General features: G+C 64.2%; 21 protein-coding genes. 11 read left to right on the top strand and 10 right to left on the bottom strand.

Annotated features, from left to right (window positions below; translation table 11 throughout):
• Positions 1 to 202: 202 nt before the first annotated feature.
• Positions 203 to 820 (top strand): hypothetical protein, encoded by a 618-nt coding sequence (locus tag ACZYOF_RS04380; RefSeq protein WP_282530515.1) that lies wholly within the window; start codon positions 203 to 205, stop codon positions 818 to 820.
• A 115-nt stretch (positions 821 to 935) separates the two neighbouring features.
• On the opposite strand, the gene ACZYOF_RS04375 is transcribed toward ACZYOF_RS04380, so the two are convergent.
• Both ACZYOF_RS04375 and ACZYOF_RS04370 read right to left on the bottom strand, forming a co-directional pair.
• Complete coding sequence (locus ACZYOF_RS04375; RefSeq protein ID WP_463714926.1) at positions 936 to 1154, bottom strand: hypothetical protein; 219 nt, start codon at positions 1152 to 1154, stop codon at positions 936 to 938.
• A gap of 60 nt (positions 1155 to 1214) precedes the next feature.
• Complete coding sequence (locus ACZYOF_RS04370) at positions 1215 to 2219, bottom strand: 2-dehydropantoate 2-reductase (RefSeq protein WP_463714925.1); 1005 nt, start codon at positions 2217 to 2219, stop codon at positions 1215 to 1217.
• Between the two features lie 146 nt (positions 2220 to 2365).
• On the opposite strand from ACZYOF_RS04370, the gene ACZYOF_RS04365 reads away from it, so the two are divergent.
• Positions 2366 to 2971 carry a YidB family protein gene (locus ACZYOF_RS04365; RefSeq protein ID WP_463714924.1) on the top strand — a complete coding sequence of 202 codons (606 nt, stop codon included), beginning with the start codon at positions 2366 to 2368 and terminating at the stop codon, positions 2969 to 2971.
• A 50-nt stretch (positions 2972 to 3021) separates the two neighbouring features.
• Positions 3022 to 3300 (top strand): GlsB/YeaQ/YmgE family stress response membrane protein, encoded by a 279-nt coding sequence (locus ACZYOF_RS04360; RefSeq protein WP_130583799.1) that lies wholly within the window; start codon positions 3022 to 3024, stop codon positions 3298 to 3300.
• A 129-nt stretch (positions 3301 to 3429) separates the two neighbouring features.
• Here ACZYOF_RS04360 and ACZYOF_RS04355 read toward each other — a convergent pair whose 3' ends face one another.
• The gene (locus ACZYOF_RS04355; RefSeq protein ID WP_130583800.1) at positions 3430 to 4212 is read right to left on the bottom strand and encodes an SDR family NAD(P)-dependent oxidoreductase; all 783 of its coding nucleotides are present in this window, start codon (positions 4210 to 4212) and stop codon (positions 3430 to 3432) included.
• A gap of 265 nt (positions 4213 to 4477) precedes the next feature.
• Between ACZYOF_RS04355 and ACZYOF_RS04350 the strand changes: the two genes are divergently transcribed.
• Genes ACZYOF_RS04350 through ACZYOF_RS04340 form a run of 3 tightly spaced genes read left to right on the top strand, consistent with a single transcriptional unit; the run spans position 4478 to position 7561 of the window.
• Positions 4478 to 5545, top strand: coding sequence for an acyl-CoA dehydrogenase family protein (locus ACZYOF_RS04350; protein ID WP_463714923.1), 1068 nt, complete (start codon positions 4478 to 4480; stop codon positions 5543 to 5545).
• 15 nt (positions 5546 to 5560) lie between these two features.
• Positions 5561 to 6721, top strand: coding sequence for an acyl-CoA dehydrogenase family protein (locus tag ACZYOF_RS04345; protein ID WP_463714922.1), 1161 nt, complete (start codon positions 5561 to 5563; stop codon positions 6719 to 6721).
• 39 nt (positions 6722 to 6760) lie between these two features.
• On the top strand, positions 6761 to 7561 hold the full coding sequence (locus ACZYOF_RS04340; protein WP_463714921.1) for an enoyl-CoA hydratase/isomerase family protein: 801 nt from the start codon (positions 6761 to 6763) through the stop codon (positions 7559 to 7561).
• A 104-nt stretch (positions 7562 to 7665) separates the two neighbouring features.
• Here the strand turns inward: ACZYOF_RS04340 and ACZYOF_RS04335 are convergent, their stop codons facing one another.
• The 3 genes from ACZYOF_RS04335 to ACZYOF_RS04325 form a co-directional block, all read right to left on the bottom strand.
• On the bottom strand, positions 7666 to 8418 hold the full coding sequence (locus tag ACZYOF_RS04335; RefSeq protein WP_463714920.1) for a VOC family protein: 753 nt from the start codon (positions 8416 to 8418) through the stop codon (positions 7666 to 7668).
• A 2-nt stretch (positions 8419 to 8420) separates the two neighbouring features.
• On the bottom strand, positions 8421 to 9215 hold the full coding sequence (locus ACZYOF_RS04330; RefSeq protein ID WP_463714919.1) for an enoyl-CoA hydratase: 795 nt from the start codon (positions 9213 to 9215) through the stop codon (positions 8421 to 8423).
• A gap of 145 nt (positions 9216 to 9360) precedes the next feature.
• Positions 9361 to 10569: an ABC transporter substrate-binding protein gene (locus ACZYOF_RS04325; RefSeq protein WP_463714918.1), complete on the bottom strand. Its 1209-nt coding sequence runs from the start codon at positions 10567 to 10569 to the stop codon at positions 9361 to 9363.
• A 519-nt stretch (positions 10570 to 11088) separates the two neighbouring features.
• On the opposite strand from ACZYOF_RS04325, the gene ACZYOF_RS04320 reads away from it, so the two are divergent.
• Together ACZYOF_RS04320 and ACZYOF_RS04315 are read left to right on the top strand one after the other, a co-directional pair.
• Positions 11089 to 11835 (top strand): hypothetical protein, encoded by a 747-nt coding sequence (locus ACZYOF_RS04320; protein WP_463714917.1) that lies wholly within the window; start codon positions 11089 to 11091, stop codon positions 11833 to 11835.
• Positions 11836 to 11980: 145 nt separating this feature from the next.
• A complete protein-coding gene (locus ACZYOF_RS04315; protein ID WP_463714916.1) occupies positions 11981 to 13027 on the top strand; it encodes a LysM peptidoglycan-binding domain-containing protein in 1047 nt (348 codons plus the stop codon).
• Positions 13028 to 13165: 138 nt separating this feature from the next.
• Here the strand turns inward: ACZYOF_RS04315 and ACZYOF_RS04310 are convergent, their stop codons facing one another.
• From ACZYOF_RS04310 to ACZYOF_RS04300, 3 genes are read right to left on the bottom strand one after another with little or no spacing between them, the layout of a single operon-like run.
• Positions 13166 to 13792 (bottom strand): methyltransferase family protein, encoded by a 627-nt coding sequence (locus tag ACZYOF_RS04310; protein ID WP_130579256.1) that lies wholly within the window; start codon positions 13790 to 13792, stop codon positions 13166 to 13168.
• A 25-nt stretch (positions 13793 to 13817) separates the two neighbouring features.
• Positions 13818 to 14867, bottom strand: a complete 1050-nt coding sequence (locus ACZYOF_RS04305) for an NAD-dependent epimerase/dehydratase family protein (protein WP_282530528.1) — start codon at positions 14865 to 14867, stop codon at positions 13818 to 13820.
• A 25-nt stretch (positions 14868 to 14892) separates the two neighbouring features.
• Entirely contained in the window at positions 14893 to 15411 is a 519-nt protein-coding gene (locus ACZYOF_RS04300; protein ID WP_282530529.1) for an Mpo1 family 2-hydroxy fatty acid dioxygenase, read from the bottom strand.
• 212 nt (positions 15412 to 15623) lie between these two features.
• Between ACZYOF_RS04300 and ACZYOF_RS04295 the strand changes: the two genes are divergently transcribed.
• Positions 15624 to 16418, top strand: a complete 795-nt coding sequence (locus tag ACZYOF_RS04295; protein ID WP_463714915.1) for a thermonuclease family protein — start codon at positions 15624 to 15626, stop codon at positions 16416 to 16418.
• A 184-nt stretch (positions 16419 to 16602) separates the two neighbouring features.
• The gene (locus ACZYOF_RS04290) at positions 16603 to 18099 is read left to right on the top strand and encodes a M48 family metalloprotease (protein WP_463714914.1); all 1497 of its coding nucleotides are present in this window, start codon (positions 16603 to 16605) and stop codon (positions 18097 to 18099) included.
• A 20-nt stretch (positions 18100 to 18119) separates the two neighbouring features.
• Here the strand turns inward: ACZYOF_RS04290 and ACZYOF_RS04285 are convergent, their stop codons facing one another.
• Positions 18120 to 19436, bottom strand: a complete 1317-nt coding sequence (locus ACZYOF_RS04285) for an MFS transporter (RefSeq protein ID WP_463714913.1) — start codon at positions 19434 to 19436, stop codon at positions 18120 to 18122.
• Between the two features lie 186 nt (positions 19437 to 19622).
• Here ACZYOF_RS04285 and cyoA point away from each other — a divergent pair, with 186 nt between their 5' ends.
• Positions 19623 to 20789 (top strand): ubiquinol oxidase subunit II, encoded by a 1167-nt coding sequence (gene cyoA / locus ACZYOF_RS04280; RefSeq protein ID WP_463714912.1) that lies wholly within the window; start codon positions 19623 to 19625, stop codon positions 20787 to 20789.
• Positions 20790 to 20799: the final 10 nt, after the last annotated feature.

Raw genomic sequence — 20799 nt, 5'->3', positions numbered from 1 at the left:
GCGTGCCGTCCTTCGCCTTGAAATTTCTTGAAAATTTTAATCGAAGCCAAGCGTGACCGGGTGCGCTATGAGACCTCGCCCACACCCTGTGGACGCACGGTTCCACCGTGACAAGCGCCATCAAAATGACGACAATCCGCCCAACTCTCTCGCCCGTCCGAATCTGGCTGGGAATGCCTCTGTGATCGCCTCGCGTTTGCTAATGCTCAGTGTTGCCGCCACCGCCGGTGCAGCCGTGCTTGCGCCCGCGCGCGTCGACGCGCAATGGTGGCGCGGCACGCCGAGGGATTTCGAGGAATGCGCCGACGTCGCCGAGAAGGCGAAGACCAAGGAAGACAAGACCTCGCAGCTTGGCGACTGCAACGCGAAATTCGCCGGCCGCCGCAAGCCCGGCGGCGGCTACACTTATTATGACTTCCTGCAGGACCGCTCATTCGACATCTCCGGCCCCAACCCGACGCCGGAGGAGCAGAAGAAGATCGACCAGGAATATGCACGCTATCTGGAAAAGCAGCGCCGCGAGAGCATGACCGCGGCGCTCGCCTTGAAGCAGCAGCAGGAAGCGCAAGCGCAGCAACCGCCAATGCAACCGCCCGCGCAGCCGGACGTCCAGAAGGTGACATTGCGGACCGAGACGGTGCGGGTGCCGGTGCCGGTGGCAAGCCCGGTCAAGCGGGCCGAGCGCATCAGAGCCGCAAAATGCGCCAAGGACTCGTTTTCCTGCGACTGGCCGCGGGTCTCCGCGAGCTGGAACGAGTTCAAGAAGATTTTCGCCCCGCAGCCGCCGGCGCCGCCCGCCAAGGCGAAGCAGCGGAGCTGATCCATTCGGAATTGTAGTAGCCCGGGTGAAGCGAAAGCGTAACCCGGGGCCGCCCCCGCCTAAGGCAAAGATCCCGGGTTGCGTTTCGCTCCACCCGGGCTACGACGTGCCCTAACTAGCGCGGATGGGTCCGCTTGGCGCGGTGCGGCGCGACCGGCTTGCGGGCAGGCGCAACCGGATCAAAGGTCGGCGCCCGCGATGCCGCGCGGCTCTCCTGCAATCGTGCGTCATAGCCCGGCGAAGGGACGACCGTCGGCGGCGCGGCATGGGACGCCGCGACTGAACCTAGAGCCACGGCCGCAACCGACCACACTGCGGTGGCGATCCGTCTCATCGATCCTCCTCCATCATGTCCTCATTGAAATTCGTGCGGGACCGGCGCCTTTTCAAGGCATCAGCCTCGGATCTGCTCGACCGTCAACCCAGGCGAGCCCTTGCCCGCCGCCTCGGCCTGCTTGACCAATTCGACGATACGCCGCGACAGCGGCGCCTTCAGGCCGCGCCGGTCGGCGATATCTGTGATGACGCCCTGCAGATAATCGATCTCGGTGCGGCGCCCGCGCTTGAGATCTTCCCACATCGAGGAGCGCGCCTGCGGATCGATCTTCATGGTGCGCCCGAGCAGTGCCCCGAAGATCGCATCAGGTAGCCGCAACAGCGGCGGCATCAGCCCAGGCGGAATCGGCGTCGGCGACACCGGCCTGATGCCTTCCGCCTTGATTACCGCGAGCCCCTCCGCCATCTGGTCGGCGAACAGCTTTCGCCAGCTTCGCTGCGCGAGCTGCCGGCGCAGCGGCACGTCGGAGAGCGCATTCAGCGCGTTGTTGAGATTGACGATCAGCTTGCCCCACTGCACGCGGTCAATATTGTCGGTGGCGCGCATCGCAAGGCCCGGCACCGATAATCGTAGCGCCGTGCCCGCCGCATCCCGTTCGACGACGATCGCGCCTGATGTCGAGCGGTGAAACCTGCCCTCGCCGAGCCCGACGACGTTGAACGGCACCATCCCGCCCAGCACCTTTCGCCCGGGCAAACGCTGGCGCAACAGGCCGACATTGCCGACGCCGTTCTGCAGGCTGACGATATCAGCGTCTTCAGGCGCGTGGCCGGCGATGATGTCGGCCATATCAGCGGTATCCGCGCTCTTGACCGTGACCAGCACCGTGCCGGCGTCGTCAAAAATCGAGGGATCGTCCGACAGCGTGATTTCATTCGCGGCAAGCCTTTGCTCCGACCCGTCGAAGCCGGTCAGCCGCAGCCCGTTACCCCTGATTTCATCGATCACGCGCGGCCGCGCCAACAGCGCCACCTTGCGGCCGGCGGCAGCCAGCATGCCGCCGACAAAACAGCCGATGCTGCCGGCGCCGGCGATCCCGATCGGTCGATCTAAAGCATTCATCCGCCGTTCAACCTCGTGACCATAATCGATAGCAGAGTTGGTATTTTGTGCCTACCGAACGGAAGCCGCAGCTTGCGGCCGTGCCTTGTAACCGTCATGGGCCGCCGTTATGTTTTCGGCGCGGGGCAGATACGCGGGAGAAGACGATGGGTTTACTCGACGTACTCAACGGCATGCAGAATGGCCCGCGCGGGCCCAGCACGCCGAGCGCCGAATCCGACAAGGGCGGCATGTCGCCAATGACCATGGCCATCCTGGCACTGCTGGCCTGGAAGGCGGTCAAGCATTTCACCAATCAGCCCGGCGAGGCCCCACGGCAGGCGCCGACGCCGACGCCACCTCAGACACCCGCTCCCTCGCCCGGCAACGTCGTAGCCGCAGGCCTTCCCGGCGGTCCCGCCGGCGGCGGACTGAGCGACCTTCTCAAGGGCGGCCTTGGCGGACTGCTCGCGGGTGGTGCGGCCGGCACCGTCCTGAGCGGCGGGCTCGGCGATCTCCTCAAGCAACTCCAGGACAAGGGCCTTGGTGACCACGCCGATTCCTGGGTCAGCAACGGCCCGAACAAGCAGGTCGCGCCGGGCGATCTCGCCAATGCGCTGGGTGCCGACCAGATCGACCAGATCTCCGCGCAGAGCGGAATGTCGCGCGACGACCTGCTCCGCGGCTTGAGCCAGTATTTGCCCGACGCCATCAATCATCTGACGCCGGACGGCCGGTTGCCGAACGACGATGAAATCTCGAGGCGGATCTAATTGCGACCGTGTGAAGCGGTGATCTCTCGTTTCAGGAAAGGACGACCGCCATGAGCGGCATTCTCTGGATCATTATCGTCGGCTTTGTCGCCGGCATCATCGCGCGGTTCCTGTCGCCGGGACCGAACAACCCGAGCGGGTTTATCCTGACCACGGTGCTCGGCATTGCCGGCGCGTTCCTCGCAACCTGGATAGGTCAGGCCATCGGCCATTACAGCCCCGACCAGGGCGCCGGCTTCATCACCGCCACGATCGGCGCGCTGGTGGTGCTGTTCATCTGGAACCGGCTGGTGGCGAGCGGCGTCATTCCCGATCCCGGCAGGCGGTAGTCGTTCGCCGCTTTGAGCGCGCACGTAGGGGTGGGCAAAGCGCAGCGTGCCCACCTTTCTCGCACGGTCCGTGGATGGTGGTCACGCTGCGCTTTGCCCACCCCACCGCAGTGCTCTCGCAATCGACGATTATGCGATCAGATGCATCCCCGCATCCATGCGCACGCACTCGCCGGTCATGTTGCCCGAGGCCGGCGTCGCCAGGAAGCAGACGAGCTGCGCGATATCTTCGGCCGTTGAGGCGACCTTCAGCGGCACCCTCGCCACGACAGCATCGCGCACCTGCTTGGCGCCGGCTTCGCCGCGGCCCTTGGTGAACCAGGGCGTATCGATATAGCCGGGACAGACCGTGTTGACGCGAATGAGCGGCGCGAGCGCGCGCGACAGCGACAACGTCATGGTGTTGAGCGCACCCTTGCTTGCAGCATAAGCGATCGAGGAGCCGACGCCGGAGATGCCTGCGACCGACGAGACATTCACCACCGCCGAGGCGCGCCCCGACGCGTTCGCGGCGGCTTCAAGCAGCGGACGGGTCGCGCGCACCATCTGGAACGGCCCGATCGTGTTCACCGCGTAGATGCGCTGGAAATCTTCCGCCGAGAGCCCGTCGAGATTGTCGTGCGCGACATGCTTGGTGGTGCCGGCATTGTTGATGAGCGCATCCAGCCTGCCCCAGGATGCCGCGGCAGCAGCGATCTTGCGGCAGTCCTCGTCGCGCGACACGTCGCCCTGCACCACCACGACCTCGGCGCCGGCGCTGCGGCAGAGATCGGCGGTCTCCTCGGCTTCCTTCTTGCTGTTGGAATAGTTGACGACGACGCGCCCGCCGACCTTGGCCAGGATCTGCGCGGTCGCGGCCCCAAGGCCGGACGCCGAGCCCGTTACGATTGCATACAAACCATCCTTCGACATCCGCACTCCCTCTTTAGCTTTTGCGCTCAAAACGTTCCGGCGCTGGCATACCATATCGCGCACCCAGCGCGACAAGCCAGAACTCCGTTGCGTGGAATTTCTCTTTCCGCACTATGGCTCGCATGCCGCCGCCGCAGGCGGCCCTGCGGACAGCGCTTGTCACGGCTATGGCTTTTCCGCATCATAAAGCGCAAGAACGGAATGCACTTGGCGCGACAGTTTGGCGCGTCCGAGACGTGCCAAATTCCATAACTTGAGGAACGCCGTGGCGGAGAGTGAGAATATCGTCGTCGAGACCGCAGAGAAAATCTTTGCCGATCTCGCCGACGCCCAGACCATCAACAGTGACAAGACGGGAAGCTGGAAAGCGCCACTCTGGCAGGCGCTGAGCGAGGCCGGCCTGCCGCTTGCCTGGGTGCCGGACGATCTCGGCGGCTCCGGCGCGAGTCTGGCCGATGGTTTTGCCGTGCTCAACGCCGCCGGCCGGTTTGCGGTCGCGGTCCCGCTCGCCGAGACCATGCTGGCTGGCTGGCTGCTCGCGCAAGCGAAGATCGCTTCTCCCGACGGCGAGATGACGGTGATCCCCGGGAGCCCAAAGGATCGCATCACGCTCAATGCCGATGGCAGCCTGTCCGGCCGCGCCCGCGGCGTGCCGTTTGCCAAAGCAGCAAAGCATTTCGCGGTGCTGGCGCATGGCAACAATGGCGGCATCTCGATCGCATTGGTCGACGCTGCCAAAGGCCGGATCGAGGCCGGCCTCAATGTCGGCTACGACAATTCGGACACCGTGACGCTGGACAAGGTCGAGCCTGTTACGATCAAGCCGGCGCCCAAGGGGTTTGGCCAAGCGACGCTGATGCTGATGGGCGGCGTGGTCCGCAGCCTGCAGATCGCGGGCGCGCTGGAAGCGATGCTCGACATTTCCGTGCGCTATTCCAATGAGCGCGTCGCCTTCGAGAAGAAGATCTCGAAATTCCAGGCGGTGCAGCACAATCTCGCACGCCTCGCTGGCGAATCGGCCGCCGCGCTCGCCGCCGCTACCTCTGCCGCCGACGCCATCGCGAACGCGACCTCCTTCGACGACGCGGTGTACCTCGAAGCAGCGTCCGCCAAGATCCGCTGCGCGGAGGCGGCGGAGAAAGGCGGCGCCATCGCGCACCAGGTGCACGGCGCGATCGGCTTCACCATCGAGCACATCCTGCACCGCTATTCGCTGCGCGCGCTGGCCTGGCGCGACGACTTCGGCTCGGAAAGCCATTGGGCGGTTGAGCTCGGCAAGCGCGTCGCCGCCAGAGGCGCCGACGAATTGTGGCCGCTGGTGGCCTCGCGCTGATTTACGGAAAGAGCCATGACTGCAGCCCTACGTTTCGATCCGATCCGCCTGCCGCCCGAATGCGAGCGATTGCGTAAAGAGGTGCGCGCCTTCCTTGCCGAAGAGATCGCCGCCGGCACCTTTGATCCGAACAAGCCCAACCGCGAAGATACCGACGCACCGGAATTCTCGCGCCGTGTCGGCGCCAAGGGCTGGCTCGGCATGACCTGGCCAAAGAAATATGGCGGCCAGGAGCGCTCGTTCCTGGAGCGTTATGTGGTGACCGAGGAAATGCGAGTCGCCAACGCGCCGACACGACGCTTCTTCGTCGCCGACCGCCAGAGCGGACCGGTGCTGCTGAAATATGCGCCCGAGCATGTCAAGATGGACATCCTACCGCGCATCTGCCGCGGCGAGCTGTGCTTTGCGATCGGCATGAGCGAGCCGAATTCCGGCTCGGACCTGTTCGCGGCGAAGACGCGCGCGACCAAGACCGATGGCGGCTATCTGATCAACGGCAGCAAGATCTGGACCTCCTCGGCGCATATCGCCGACTACATGATCGCGATCTTCCGCACCTCGCCGCCGACCAAGGAAAATCGCCGCCACGGCCTGACCCAGTTCCTGGTCAAGATGAAGCAACCAGGCATTCAGGTGAATCCGATCGGCCAGATCACCGGGCAGTACGAATTCAACGAAGTCGTCTTCACCGACTATTTCGTGCCCGACGATCACGTGCTCGGCGAGATTGACGGCGCCTGGAAGCAGGCGACGAGCGAGCTCGCCTATGAGCGCAGCGGCCCCGAGCGCTTCCTCGAGACTTACTACGTGCTGACCGAACTCGTGCGCGCCGTCGGCGACAAGCCGGACACCCGCAGCGCCGAAGGCATCGGCCGCCTGGTGGCGCAGCTACACACCATGCGCCGCATGTCGGTCTCGGTCGCCGGCATGCTGCAGGCCGGCAAGGAGCCGGTGGTGGAGGCGTCCATCGTCAAGGACATCGGCACCGTATGGGAGCAGCAATTGCCGCACCGGGTGCGCGACCTCGCCGCCTTCGTCGAGGAGACCGCATCCAACCGCGAGACGCTGGAGAAGCAGCTCGAGTTCGCGATCAGGACGGCGCCGAAACTGACGATCCAGGGCGGCACCACGGAAGTGCTCCGCGGCATCGTTGCGCGCGGACTTGGTTTGCGCTAGGCGCGCGGCCGGCCTGCGCTAATTCAAAGGGGAACGCTCATGAGCAAATATACCGATATCGGCGTCGAGAAGCAGGGCCATGTCGGCCTGATCGAAATCCGCAAACCGCCGTTGAACTTCTTCGACGTCGCGCTGATCAATCAGATCGCGGATGCGCTCGAGGAATTCGACCGCGACATCGAGATCCGCAGCAGTGTGCTCGCCGCCCAAGGCAAGGCGTTCTGTGCCGGCGCCAATTTCAGCGATCCGGCACGGCAGGAGCAGGAAGCGCGCGCGGAGTCCGATCCGGCCGCCAATCTGCCGATCAACCATCTCTATGTGCAGGCGGTGCGCATCTTCCGCAACAAGAAGCCGATCGTCGCCGCCGTCCACGGCGCCGCCATCGGCGGCGGACTCGGACTTGCCGTCTCCGCAGACTTCCGCGTCACCTGCCCCGAGGCGCGCTTCTCGGCGAACTTCACCAAGCTCGGCTTCCATCCCGGCTTCGGATTGACATTCACGCTGCCTGAGTTGATCGGCAAGAACAACGCGGAATTGATGTTCTACACCAGCCGCCGCGTCACCGGCGAGGAGGCCTATCGCTGGGGGCTCGCCAATGTACTGGTGCCGCAGGACCAGGTACGATCAGAGGCGCTCAAGCTCGCACAGGAGATCGCCGAATGCTCCCCTCTCGGCCTCATCTCCACCCGCGCCACCATGCGCGCTGATTTTGCCGACCGCGTGCTCGCAGCCACCAACCATGAACTGATCGAGCAGACCAGGCTGCGGACCACCGAAGATTTCAAGGAAGGCGTCAAAGCCAGCGCCGAGCGCCGCATCGCGAATTTCAAGGGGCGGTAACGCCGCTTGCGCCGACGCGTAGTGTGGGAAAAGCGCAGCGTGCCCACCTTCTCTTGCACAGACCGTGAATGGTGGGCACGCTGCGCTTTGCCCACCCCTACAAGTCAGTGCATCAGGCGGAACGTTACCCCACCCAACGAGAATTCATCGCCGGCGACGTTCAGACCTTTCTTCCCGGCAGCGTCGCGGACCTTCGCGACATCGGCGACCTTGAACGTGAGCGCGCTCATGATCTCGCTTTCGCCGTTGACGAAGCGGAAGCTGCAATTCGGCAGGCGTAACTCGGCCTCGCCGTTCACCGGCCAATCAAGAATCCGCCCCCAATGCTGCGCCAGCGCTTGCGGCTCCGGGCTCTGCATCTCGACTTCCGTCAGCGCCTGCGTCACATCTTTTCGGATGTGTTTCTGCCACTCCGGCCCGGCCGGGGGATAAGGCCCCAGAACATCGTCGCTGCCATCGGTGTGGTTGAACTCGATGAAGGCAGCGCGGCAGTCGCGCGGGTGGAGCTGCACGCCGTGATAGGGTGCATGCGTGATGACGTTCGCGGTGCGCACGCCGATGGCATTGGCATGCGCGCCACGCGCGTCGGGATCGTCGCAGCAGAAGATCGCCATGTAGCCGCCGCGGCCGCCGGTCTTCTCGATGAAGCGGCCCGCGGCCGTGCCCGGCTGGAACGGCGCCACCACTTCGAGCAGGATGGTGTCGACCGGCAGCAGCGCGTTCTCCAGCCCATATTTCGCGACATTGCCGTCGCGATAGCAGACGCTCAGGCCCATGATGTCGGCGATGTCAGAAATCACGGGCCCGAGCTGTGGGGCCACCAGGCAGATCTGGCGCAGCCCGAGATAGCCGGCCATCCCTACTCGCCCTTGAAGACGGGCTTGCGCTTCTCGACGAACGCCTTGGCCGCTTCCTTGTGGTCGGCGGTCTCGCCGCAGCGCGTGTGATGGATCGCCTCGCCATCGAAGCAATCCTCGAGCGACAGATGCTCGGCATTGTTGATGTTGCGCTTGATGAAGCCGAGCGCGATCGACGGTCCCTGTGCCAGCGACATCGCAAGCTCGCGTGCGGCGGCGTCAATCTGCGCATCCGGCACCACCTTTGTCACGACGCCAAGCGCATGCGCCTCCTGTGCGGTGAGGACCGGCGAGGTCAGATAGAGCTCGCGCGCCTTCGCGCTGCCGAGGAGCTGGGTCAGGAAATAGGTCCCGCCATAATCGCCGGAGAAGCCGACCTTGGCGAAAGCGGTGGTGATCTTGCAGGACTCGCTCGCCACGCGCAGGTCGCAGGACAGCGCGATCGAGAGCCCGGCGCCGGCCGCAGCGCCATCGAGCTGCGCCACCACGGGCTTTGCCATCTGATGCAGGATCCGCGAGACCTCCATGCCGCGGCGCAGATTGGCAAGCTTGGCCTCGAACGGCAGCGGCGCCCGGCCCTCCGCCATCGACTTCACGTCGCCGCCGACGCAGAAGGTGCCGCCGGCGCCCTTGATCAGCACCGCGCGCACCTCGTGATCCTCGGCCGCCCGCCCCGCCGCCTCGACCAGGCCGCGCGTCATATCCGGGTTCAGCGCATTGCGCCGCTCCGGACGATTCATGGTGATGGTGAGCAGGCCGTTGTCGAGGTTTTGCAGGACGATGCTGTTTTCAGTCATGGGATTCGCTTTCTTGGTTGTTGGTTCTCGACATCATATCCCCCGCCGTCATTGCGAGCGCAAGCGAAGCAATCCATCTCGCCGCTTGCGGAGGCATGGATTGCTTCGTCCGCTGCGCTTCTCGCAATGACGACCACGTTTCGCGTCACTTCTTCACCAGCGGGCAGCGCGAGTTCTCCAGCGATTGGAACGCCTCGTTGCCCGGAACGGTCGCGAGCAGCTTGTGGTCGTCCCAGCGTCCCTTCGACTCGGACGGCTTCTTCACCTCGAACAGATACATGTCGTGCACCATGCGGCCGTCCTCGCGGATCCTGCCGTTCTTGGCGAACATGTCGTTGATCGGGGTCTCCTTCATCACCTTCATGACAGCCGCGGAATCCGTGGTGCCCGCCGCCTTCACCGCCTTCAGGTAATGCGTGACGGAAGAATAGACGCCGGCCTGCGCCGAGGTCGGCACGCGCTTGGTGCGCTCCATGAAGCGCTTGGTGAACGCGCGGGTCTCGTCGTTCAGGTCCCAATAGAAGGCTTCGGCAAGCAGCAGCCCCTGAGCTGTGTCGAGCCCGACGCTGTCGATGTCGGTGACGAAGGCGAGCAGCGGCGAGAGTTTCTGGCCGCTCTTGGCCAGGCCGAATTCGGCCGCCTGCTTGATCGCGTTGATGGTATCGCCGCCGGCATTGGCAAGCCCGACCACCTTGGCCTTCGAGGCCTGCGCCTGCAGCAGGAAGGACGAGAAATCCGATGTGTTGAGCGGATGGCGCACGCTGCCCAGCACCTTGCCGCCGGTCTTGACCACGACATTGGTCGTGTCCTTCTCGAGATCCTGCCCAAAGGCGTAGTCGGCGGTCAGGAAGAACCAGGTGTCGAGGCCGGACTTCACCGCCGCGAGACCCGTCACATTGGCCTGCGCGAAGGTGTCGAACACATAGTGCACGGTGTAGGGCCCGCAGGCCTCGTTGCTGAGGCGGATCGAGCCGGGGCCGTTGAAGATGATGATCTTGCCCCGCGCCTTGGCGATCTCGCCCGCGGCAAGCGCGGTGGCGGAAGCCGCGACGTCGAAGATCATCTCGACGCCCTGGTTGTCGAGCATATCGCGCGCGATGTTCGCGGCGAGGTCGGCCTTGTTGAGATGGTCGCCGACGACGACTTCGACCTTGCGCCCCAGCACCTCGCCGCCGAAATCCTCCACCGCCATCTTGGCGGCGGCTTCGCTGCCGGGGCCGGTGATGTCGGCGTAGAGGCTCGACATGTCGAGGATGCCACCGATCTTGAGCGGCGGCGGCTTGCTTTGCGCCAGCGCCGCGGTGGCCGAGACCGCCAGCATGCAGGCGAACGCGCCTGACAGAATTCGTTTCATGAAGCCCTCCCGGTTCGTCAGCCACATTGACTGTGGTCTACCATTTTGCGGCGCGATCATGCCGCATGGGATTGATGGCAGCAAGCCGCGGCAACGCATGAATCCATCTTTGGTTTTCCGCTAAGCGGAATGATCTTCGGCGTTGTCAGCCGCACGAAATATCTCGATGTTCATCGAAGTTTGTGGTCGCGGCGGCCGGACCAAGCAGCGCTTTGACCGCGGATCGCCGCCCCAAGCAGCGGCTTGTAAATCGAGCCCGTAAGCGCGCCGGATATGCCGCAATCAAAAGCGCGTGCCCGGCCGCTAATTTCGTTTGCCTCCCGACGGTCGCCATGTTCTCGCCAAGTTCCCGCCCATTCCCCTAGCTCACGACAAACATTAACGAATCCCGCAGATCGTGTTGCTCCCGAGACACGCCGCAACAGTAAAGCCACGCTACGCGTACCGCTTTTGTTGCGGTTGCGAGCGCGCCGGGGTTACGGTCATCGGCAATATTCGGTAGCGCTTCGAGGAGGAGCCATGAACGCATATCGCGGCCACACTGGACTGGTCGGCCGGCATTTGTCTCCGCGGCTGCGCGCCATCGCGACCGCGCTGTTGCTGCTGCTGCTTCCGGTCGTCGCAAGCCCGGCGCAGGCTGCGCCGGAATCGGCGGCCGCTCGCGCCTCCACCGCGCACGTCTATATGCTCCGAGGGGTGTTGAACATCTTCTCGCTGGGACTGGATCAAATTGCCGCCAAGCTGCAGGCCCAGGGCATCCAGGTGACCATCAGCAATTACGTATTCTGGTCGTCGCTCGCCAACGAGGCCGCGGCCGAATACCGAAGCGGCAAGACCAAGACCATCATCCTGGTCGGCCACTCCTCGGGCGCGACCTCCCTGCCCGACATGGTCGGGAGGCTGGACCAGCTCGGCGTTCCCGTGAAGCTCGCAATCGGGCTGGACTCGGTGTTCCACACCAGCCTTTCCGGACGCGTCGGACGATACGTCAATTTCTACGTCGCCAACGGCGCCGGCACGCCGGTCGAACGGACGAGGGGATTCCAGGGCACGCTGGAGAACGTCAATGTGGCGAGCGTGCCGGGTGTCGGGCACCTGACGATCGAAAAGAACCAGATCATGCAGCAGAAGGTGATCGGCGAGATTGACGCCGTCGTCTTCGGTCGACCGAGTCCGGCATCGCCGACGAGGCGACGGCAGCCGAGTGAGGCAAGCGCCGGCACCGCCGCACCACGGGCAGCCAGCGCGGCTGCAGCCCGGAATTGATCCCCGGCGTATCGGGTTGCGGCGCGCAGGTTGCGCCGCAATTCCGCCAATTCCAGCGCGCTAGTTCATCGTGAACGCGGGCAAGTGGCCTGCCGGCGATCGAGAGCCGGCGTATCTGCGCGCCGAAATCACGGGCAAAAGGCGCATGATCAATCCGAGACCGATTGCGGCCATTGTGTTCCGGGTAATCCTAGTAGCCTGCTTTCTGTCGGCCAGTTGCAACTTGACGCTCGCCGGCCCGACCGCATACGCAAAACAACAGACCAATACGGCTACGGCGGTGGCCACGCCGCCGCCACCACCTGCCGCGGAGCAGCCCGCGCCGACGCCACGCGTGCGCGCCTATCTTTTCCGCGGTGCCATGGGTCCGATCTTTTCGCGCGGGATGGACTGGTTGACCAGCCGCCTCGAGAAAGTCGGCGTCCAGGCCGACGTCTATGAGTTCACCATCTGCCGGCTCGTCGCCGCCAAGGCGATTCGCGAATACAAGGAAGATCCTCTTCCGATCGTCCTGATCGGGCACTCGATGGGCGGGCTTTGCTCCGTGATCTTGGCCGAAGTCCTGCAGGAAGAAAACATCCCGGTCAGCCTGATTGTCATCATCGATCCGGCGCACGCAACGGGGAACGTGCCGCTCAATGTCGAGCGCTTCATCAATATCTTCATGTCTGACAGCGTGCTCGGGGGCGGCGATGTCGTCGCGGAGCCAGGCTATCAGGGTCACTATGCAAGCTACGACATGAAGGACCACAAGGAAGTCACCCACATCAACATCGACAAGATGGACACCATCCACGACCAGTTGGTGAACGCGGTTGTGCAACTCGGCACGACACCGATGCAGGTCAAGGGTGAGACGGCACCGCTGCGCTACCTTGTTCCGCCGGATGCGCCGCTCGAGCTGTGGGACAGCGGGATTCCACAATTCGCCCGCGCCGGCGACACCTTGCAGAGCCTCGCCACGGCGAACCACGTCCCGCTGTGGGCGCTCACCCAGGCCAATCAGCTACCGGATAACGCCCCGCTGACCGCCGGTCAGCGCATCGTCATTCCGCGTCACCTGATGCCGATCGCACAGCAGCCCGCCACGACGGCGACGGCTGCGGAGCCGGCAAAGCGACCGACAAGTCCCGCTCCCCGCTCGTCGCGGGGCCAGGCTTCGGGCGACAAGTCCTCGCCGCGACCACGGTGACGGATTTCTGCACGTAGCCCGGGTGGAGCGGAACGCGCAAACCCGGGGCCACTCGCAAACGCTGAAGCAGATGTCCCGGGTTACGCTGACGCTCCACCCGGGCTACGGCACGCCGATTTAGGCAGAAACTATCCTGCGCTAGCCGGCCGGCATGAACGGGATCAGCATCGGAACGCGCCGGCGATAGGCGCCATATTCCTCCGCGCCGAGTTCGGCGCTGAGAAATACCTCCTCCATGCGGGCCTTCTGCGCCATGCCGAGCGAGATCAGCACTGCCCCGAGGATCGCCGTCACCGTCCCGACGGCAATGCCGGTGACCAGCATTCCTGCGATCAGGCCGGTATAGATCGGGTGGCGCACAAGGCCATACGGCCCGGTGTCAATGACGTGGTGGCCTTCCTTGTGCGTGATAGCGTTCGACCAGAACCGTCCGAGGTGGATTCGCGCCCACCACGTGAAGGAGATTCCGGCAAGCGTCAGGACCGCCATCACATAGATGCCGAGGCTGCCGAACTGCCACAGCGGCTTTTCACCCAGGATCCTTCCGGTCCACGGCAGGAACAGGATCGCGCCCAGGAGGATGGGGATGCGGTACCTCAGCGACTCCGAGGTCATGACATGCTTCTTGGTCTGGCCGGACCACACCGACGCCACGACCCAGCTCGTGACCCACAGAATCCAGATAATGGCGAGCAATTGGGTGGGCCAGGTGGCGGTCCACCCGCTCCAGACAAACGCGAACCATTGACCAGGGTCTTGCGACATATTGCAACCGTATCAGGCGATTGGATCAGACGCCAAACCGGCGCGTGGTATTGAACGATTGGGCGCCCGGGCTCGACGCCGGTTCCCATTCCGCCTGATTGTGACCGGAGCCAAGCAGATGCGCAATGGTTTCGCGAAGCACAGGCTCGACCGGCCCCGGCGCATAGCCGAGTTCACGCTGCGCTTTTTCGATCGACAGCGCCTCGGCCCGCCGCGCGATCCGCACCCCTTCAGCCGTACCGGATGGCGGCCGGTGGGTCACGTGATCGGCAACGAACTCCAGGAGGCCCGCGGTGATCTCAGCGAGGCGGCCATTCATCGCAAGGCGCGGCGTGCGGCGGCCCCGGACATGCGCCATGATCCGCAGCACCTGCTTCAGCGCGATGCCTTCGCCGCCGAGAATGTAGCGATGTCCGAACTGCCCGCGTTCCATGGCGAGGATAAGCCCTGCCGCGACATCGCGCACGTCAACCAGGTTCACGACGAAGTCCAGATAGAGCTGCACGCGCTGGTTCAGGAACAGCCGGAGCATCTCCGTCGGCGGCGTGAAATTGTGGTCGTGGGTCCCGATCGGCATCGTCGGGCAGCCGATGACGACAGGATATCCCGATGCCGCCTGCTGCATCGCGTAGCGCTCGGCGAGCATTTTCGAGCGCGTATAGGGCCCCGGCATGTTGTCGGGCAATAGCGCATCGTCGGCCAGGCGATCGTCCGATCGCGAGGCGCGGAACAGGATTGATTCGGTGGAGCAGTGCAGGAGCCGCTTCACGCCACGCTTGCACGCGGTCCCGATCACGACCTCGGTGCCGCCACAGTTGACGTCGTGGAAATCGGCCTTCCGCGGCAGCCACATCCCGGGCAGCCCGGCAAGGTGATAGACCTCGTCGACGCCGTCGATGGCGCTGTGCACGAGGTCGCGGTCAAGCACCGATCCCTTGACATACTCGACCTTCGGTAACGCTCGCGACGGCGGCTGCAGATCAAGCACGCGCACGTCGCTGCCTTGCGCGACAAGCGCCGAGACCAGGTGCTTGCCAATGAAGCCGTTACCGCCTGTAACCAGGATTCGTGTCATGCGGTGGGATGCAGTACGGCTGGAGCTACTGGGAATACGACAGGGAATCTTGCGGAGGCTGGATAATACTCGCGAGATCGTGCCGAAAGCCCAGCGCGATGAATAATTTCGCCATCACGAACATCGGTCCGAGCAGCAGATGGGTGGGATGGTCAGCCATCGAGGGTTTCCTGCGTTCGAACACCTGGTGCCCGATGATCTGCGAGGCGACTCCCACGACGAGGAGGACCGCCGTAAGCGACCACAGGCCGGTGATGGTCACATGACTGACGATCCAGGCGGCCAGTGACAGCAGAACGACAGCCCCGCAAAAGATTCCGGCGCCAAGCGCCAGATCGAGCAAGAACCAATAAAACAGGACCGGCAGCACAGCGATCACGGCCGCGCTGACCTCAACTCCGAACAGGGTGAAGGACAACAGGCTGAGGGGGAGAATGGCCGCCAGAAACAGGAACACGATGCCGAACACATGCATCACGCAATTCCAGGGGTCACGATGGTATTCAACGTAATCGGTCAACTGCCGCCGAAAAAACGAGTTCATGCAGCACTTATCTTTCCTGTTGTGCCGGGACGCGCGGCAAGACTGGCTTGCGCGAAACCCAGCGCTCCGGCTTCATTGCTGGTCCCCGCCGATGGGGTGCTACTTATGCTCGCAATCGGCCTCAAGTCAAAATGCCCCGGGGATAGTGTCGGACGGAGACCGACGTCGTTGCGGAAAATCATGTCCTAATTCAGTCGGCTAGCAGCGGCGTCATGACACGGGGCCACAAAGTGACAGCGCATCACACGAAATTTTGTGCACAAATGTTGCTGTTGTGCCTCATCAGTACAGTGGTAACCGATTCGGCCCGCGCGGCGGGATGCGCTTTCGAAGCCCAGGGCGAGGGCCGGGTCGTGTCCGTGACCGACGCGCGCAGCTTTCGCCTTGAGGACGGCCGCGAGATCCGCCTCGCCGGCATCGAGATTGCGGACCGGCAGAAAGGGGCCGCAGCCCTGTCGGCGCTGGTGATGGGACGCGACATCTCGCTGCAGGGCGAGGACGACGTGCCGGACCGCTATGGACGCCAGGCGGCCTTCGTCTTTGTCTCGGGGTCCGACGCGGCCGTACAAAGCGAACTATTGAAGCAGGGCCAGGCGATGGTATCGCCTGATGTCTCGAACCGGGATTGCGCCACCCTGTTGCTTGCGGCCGAGGCCGAGGCGAGGCAGGCCAAAAGGGGAACTTGGGCCGACGCCTCTGCCATAAAAAACGCGGAAAGTCCGGGCGATATTTTGGCGGGGATCGGGCGCTTTGCGGTGGTCGAGGGGAAGGTTTTGTCCGTCCGTCAGGCGGGAGCAACCACCTACCTCAACTTTGGCCGGAACTGGACACGGGACTTTGCTGTGACTATTCCAAGGCGCATGATCCCCGCGCTCGAGGCCGCCGGGCTTGCGCCTAAGTCCCTGGAAAATCGACGGATTCGTGTCCGCGGCTGGGTCGAAGCGCGCAACGGGCCACGGATCGAACTGCTCCGGGTGGGGCAGTTGGAAGTGCTTGGCGGGAACTAAGGGCATGAAAAGGGGAAGCGGTTCTCCGAAAAGATCGTGCTCAAGCAAACAGATGAGAGCATGATCCGGGACGTGGAGGCTCGTTCTTCCAAGAGATCATGCGCAAACAGGGCGCAAACAGGGATGGGGTCATGATCCGGCCGGTCGGACCATGATATCTTCCGGCAGCTTGAGAGTAGCTGACGTGATTGAGGGTGTGGGACGGCGGGACAGGACGGGCCGCGGCCTTTCGGCTGCGCCGGCGCTCCTGTGCGCGGCGACCCTGCTGTCCGCCTGCGGCAACCTCGGCATCGGCCGGTTCGAAACCGCAGCTCCGGTCGCGACGCCCCAACCGGCAAAGCCGAAGCCCACGGTGGCGCAGACGCCGGCGAGCGAACGCGAGCATGAGCGGATCCTTGCCACCTATGGCGGCGCCTATGACGACCCAAAGCTGGAGGGCCTGATCAGCAAGACAGTCGATCGGCTGGTCGCCGCGTCCGACCGTCCCGACCAGGGTTACAAGGTGACGATCCTCAATTCCGGCGCGGTGAACGCTTTCGCGCTGCCGACCGGACAGCTCTATGTCACGCGTGGCCTGATCGCGCTCGCCAGCGACACCTCGGAGTTGTCGTCCGTGCTGAGCCACGAGATGGCGCATGTGCTGGCTAAGCACGCCTCCATCCGTGAAGACCAGGCGCGGCAGGCGGCGGTGGTGACGCGTGTCGTCACCGACATGAGCAACGATCCCGACCTCACTGCGCTGGCCCTGGCCAAGACCAAGCTCACGATGGCGAGCTTCTCGCGCCAGCAGGAATTCGAGGCCGACGGCATCGGCGTCGGCATCGCCGCGCGCGCGCATTTCGACCCCTATGGCGCCTCGCGCTTCCTCACCGCGATGGAGCGCAATGCGGCGCTGAAGGTCGGCAAGACCTCGTTCGATCCGCGCGCGCAGGATTTCCTGTCCTCGCATCCGGCAACGCCCGAACGCGTCTCCAATGCGCAGGCCGCGGCGCGGCAATATACGGCGCCCGAAGGTGCCGAGCGCGACCGCGAGACCTATCTCGCCGCGATCGACAACATCGTCTACGGCGAAGATCCGAGCGAAGGTTTCGTCCGCGGCCGCCGCTTCCTGCACCCCAAGCTCGCCTTCACCTTCCAGGCACCCGAGAACTTCACGCTCGACAACACTGCGCAGGCGGTGATCGGCGTGCGCGAAGGCGGCTCGCAGGCGATGCGGTTCGACGTGGTGCGGGTGCCGGCGGAGCAGTCGCTCGGCGACTATCTCAACTCCGGCTGGATGGAAGGCGTCGACAAGGCTTCCACAGAGGATATCACCGTCAACGGCTTCCCGGCGGCGTCCGCCACCGCGCGGGGCGACCAATGGCAGTTCAAGGTCTACGCGCTGCGCTTCGGCAGCGACGTCTATCGCTTCATCTTCGCGGCCAAGCAGAAGACGACCGAGAGCGAGCGCAATGCGCGCGAGACCGTCAATTCGTTCCGCCGCCTGACGCTCGAGGAAATCCAGGCCGCGCGCCCGCTGCGCATCAAGGTCATCACCGTGCAGCCCGGCGACACCGTGGAATCGCTCTCGCACCGCATGGGCGGCGTCGACCACCCGGCCGAGCGCTTCCGCGTCCTCAACGGGCTGGACGCCCACGCCCAGGTCAAGCCTCGCGATCGCGTTAAGATCGTGGTGGAGTGACAGCCCTTCCCCGACGCCCTTTACTCGATGATGTTTTCGCGCAGCCCGCTCAGCCAGAGCGCCAGCAGCGTCCACACCGCGCCGGACAAGAGATAGGCACCGGCGGAGATCAGGCCGAAATGGGTCGCGAGCAAGAGCGCGGCCAGCGGCGCAAATCCTGCGCCGAACAGCCAGGCGAGGTCCGAGGTCAGCGCCGAGGCGGTGTAGCGGTACATCGGCGCGAAGCTGGAGGCGATCGCTCCCGAAGACTGGCCGAAAGACAGGCCCAGCAGAATGAAGCCGAGCACCATATAGATGGTTTCACCGACGGCGCCGGCATCGAGCAGTTGCGGGGCGAAGCCGCTATAGACCGCGATCGCGATCGCCGAACCGGTCAGCAGTAATTTTCGGCCGACGCGATCGGCGATCACTCCCGAAGCCACGATCGCGACGACGCCGAACGCGGCACCGATCATCTCGATGATGAGAAACCGCACTGGGCTTTCGCGGGTGAACAGGAAGACCCAGGAGAGCGGAAACACCGTGACCATGTGGAACAGCGCAAAGCTCGCCAGCGGCGCGAAGGCGCCGAGCAGAATGTTACGGCCCTCGTCACGAACCGTGTCGACGATGCGGGCCGGCTGCAGCTCGCGGCTTTCGAATGCCGAATCATATTCCGGAGTCGCCACCATGCGCAGCCGTGCGAACAAGGCGACCACGTTGATCGCGAACGCGACGAAGAACGGGTAGCGCCAGCCCCAGTCGAAAAAATCTTCCGCGGACAGGTTGCCGGCAAAGAACGCGAACAGGGCGCTCGCCACGATCAGTCCAAGCGGCGCGCCGAGCTGCGGCACCATGGCGTACCAGCCGCGGTGATGCCGCGGCGCATTGATAGCGAGCAGCGAGGCAAGACCGTCCCAGGCCCCGCCCCAGGCCAGGCCCTGGACGGCGCGCGCCAGCGCCAGCAGCCAGATCGCGGCGACGCCGATCGTGTCGTAGCCGGGCAGGAAGGCGAGTGCGACGGTCGCAGTCCCCAAGAGGAACAGCGCGATGATCAGCTTCGCGCTCTTGCCGTAATGGCGGTCGACCGTCATGAAGATGACGGTCCCGAGCGGACGCGCCACGAAGGCAAGCGCGAAGATGCCGAAAGAATAAAGTGTCCCGGTCAGTTCGTTCGCGAATGGGAACACCAGGCGCGGAAACACGATCACTGACGCGATCGCATAGACGAAGAAATCGAAGAATTCGGACGTGCGGCCGATGATGACGCCGATGGCGATCTCCCCGGGGCGCGCCGGTTCGTGACCTGCCGTCATCGGGTGGCCGTGAGCCATTGCAGGGGCCTGTGTCATCGCCATCGCGCCTTATGCCTTATGCCGTTCTTGATTGAGGCGGCCGCCAGGCGGTCTTGCCGTTAGCGACCTCAAAGGCGCTGTTTGAGCCGCCATTGCGCACTGCAACATTGGACAAATTGTCCAATGTCCTCCTTGTTGCATCGCAGCTACCCCCTGTTTCACATAGGAAATTTCCAACAAGGTTCCACCGTGCGTGTCTTGAGGATTCTTGCGTTGCTGCCACTCGCAGCCGCTCTTTCAGGTTGCGATTTTGTCGTGCTCGCCCCGGCCGGCGACGTGGCCGTGCAACAGCGCGACCTGGTCGTGATCTCCACCGTTCTGATGCTCTTGATCGTCCTGCCGGTGATGGCGCTGACCGCGCTGTTCGCTTGGCGCTACCGGCAGTCGAACACATCAGCCCGCTATGAGCCCGATTGGGACCATTCCACCCAGCTCGAGCTCGTCATCTGGTCGGCGCCGCTCCTGATCATCGTCTGCCTGGGCGCTTTGACCTGGATGGCCACCCACCTGCTCGACCCCTACCGCGCGCTTGGCCGCATTGACGCCGATCGCCCGATCGAGGCCCAGGACAAGCCGCTCAATGTCGAGGTGGTCGCGCTCGACTGGAAATGGCTGTTCATCTATCCGGAGTACGGCGTCGCGACCGTCAACGAGCTCGCAGCTCCCGTCGACCGCCCGATTCGTTTCCGCATCACGGCCTCCTCCGTGATGAACTCCTTCTACATCCCGGCGCTGGCGGGCCAAGTCTATGCCATGCCGGGCATGGAGACGAAGCTGCACGCCGTGACCAACAAGCCCGGCGTCTACAAAGGCTTCTCCGCCAATTACAGCGGCGCTGGCTTCTCCGGGATGTACTTCGCGTTCCACAGCCTGACGGCGGCCGATTTCGACAAATGGATCGCGAAGGTGAAGGCAAGCGGCGACATGCTCGGCCGCAACGAATATCTCGCGCTCGAACGTCCGAGCTCCAACGAACCGGTTCGCCGCTACGGCTCGGTCGATGGCGACCTGTTCAAGGCGATCGTCAACATGTGCGTCGAGCCCGGCAAGATGTGCGCGAGCGAGATGATGGCGATCGACGCCAAGGGTGGGCTTGGGCGCGAAGGACTGAACAACACGCTGCCGCTGACTTACGACAAATATGCCCGCCGCGGCGCCGTGTTCGGGCCCGAGCCGACCTACGTGGCGGGCATCTGCTCGGTCGACGAATTGAAGGGGCAATCCGAGCCGGAGAGCACCGTCCCGTTCGACACGACGCCGCTGCGCGGGGCCGGCCTCAAGCGTCCGCTGTTCTCGCCCGCCAATCCATCCTCAAGTTCCCTTCTTCTCGGACCGCGTCCGAAATCAGACTCCTAAAGAGCGCCGC

Source organism: Bradyrhizobium sp. LeoA1Lang, assembly GCF_055413685.1.
The sequence above is the reverse complement of the archived record's forward strand: the minus strand, read 5'-3'. Positions and strand labels throughout refer to the sequence as shown.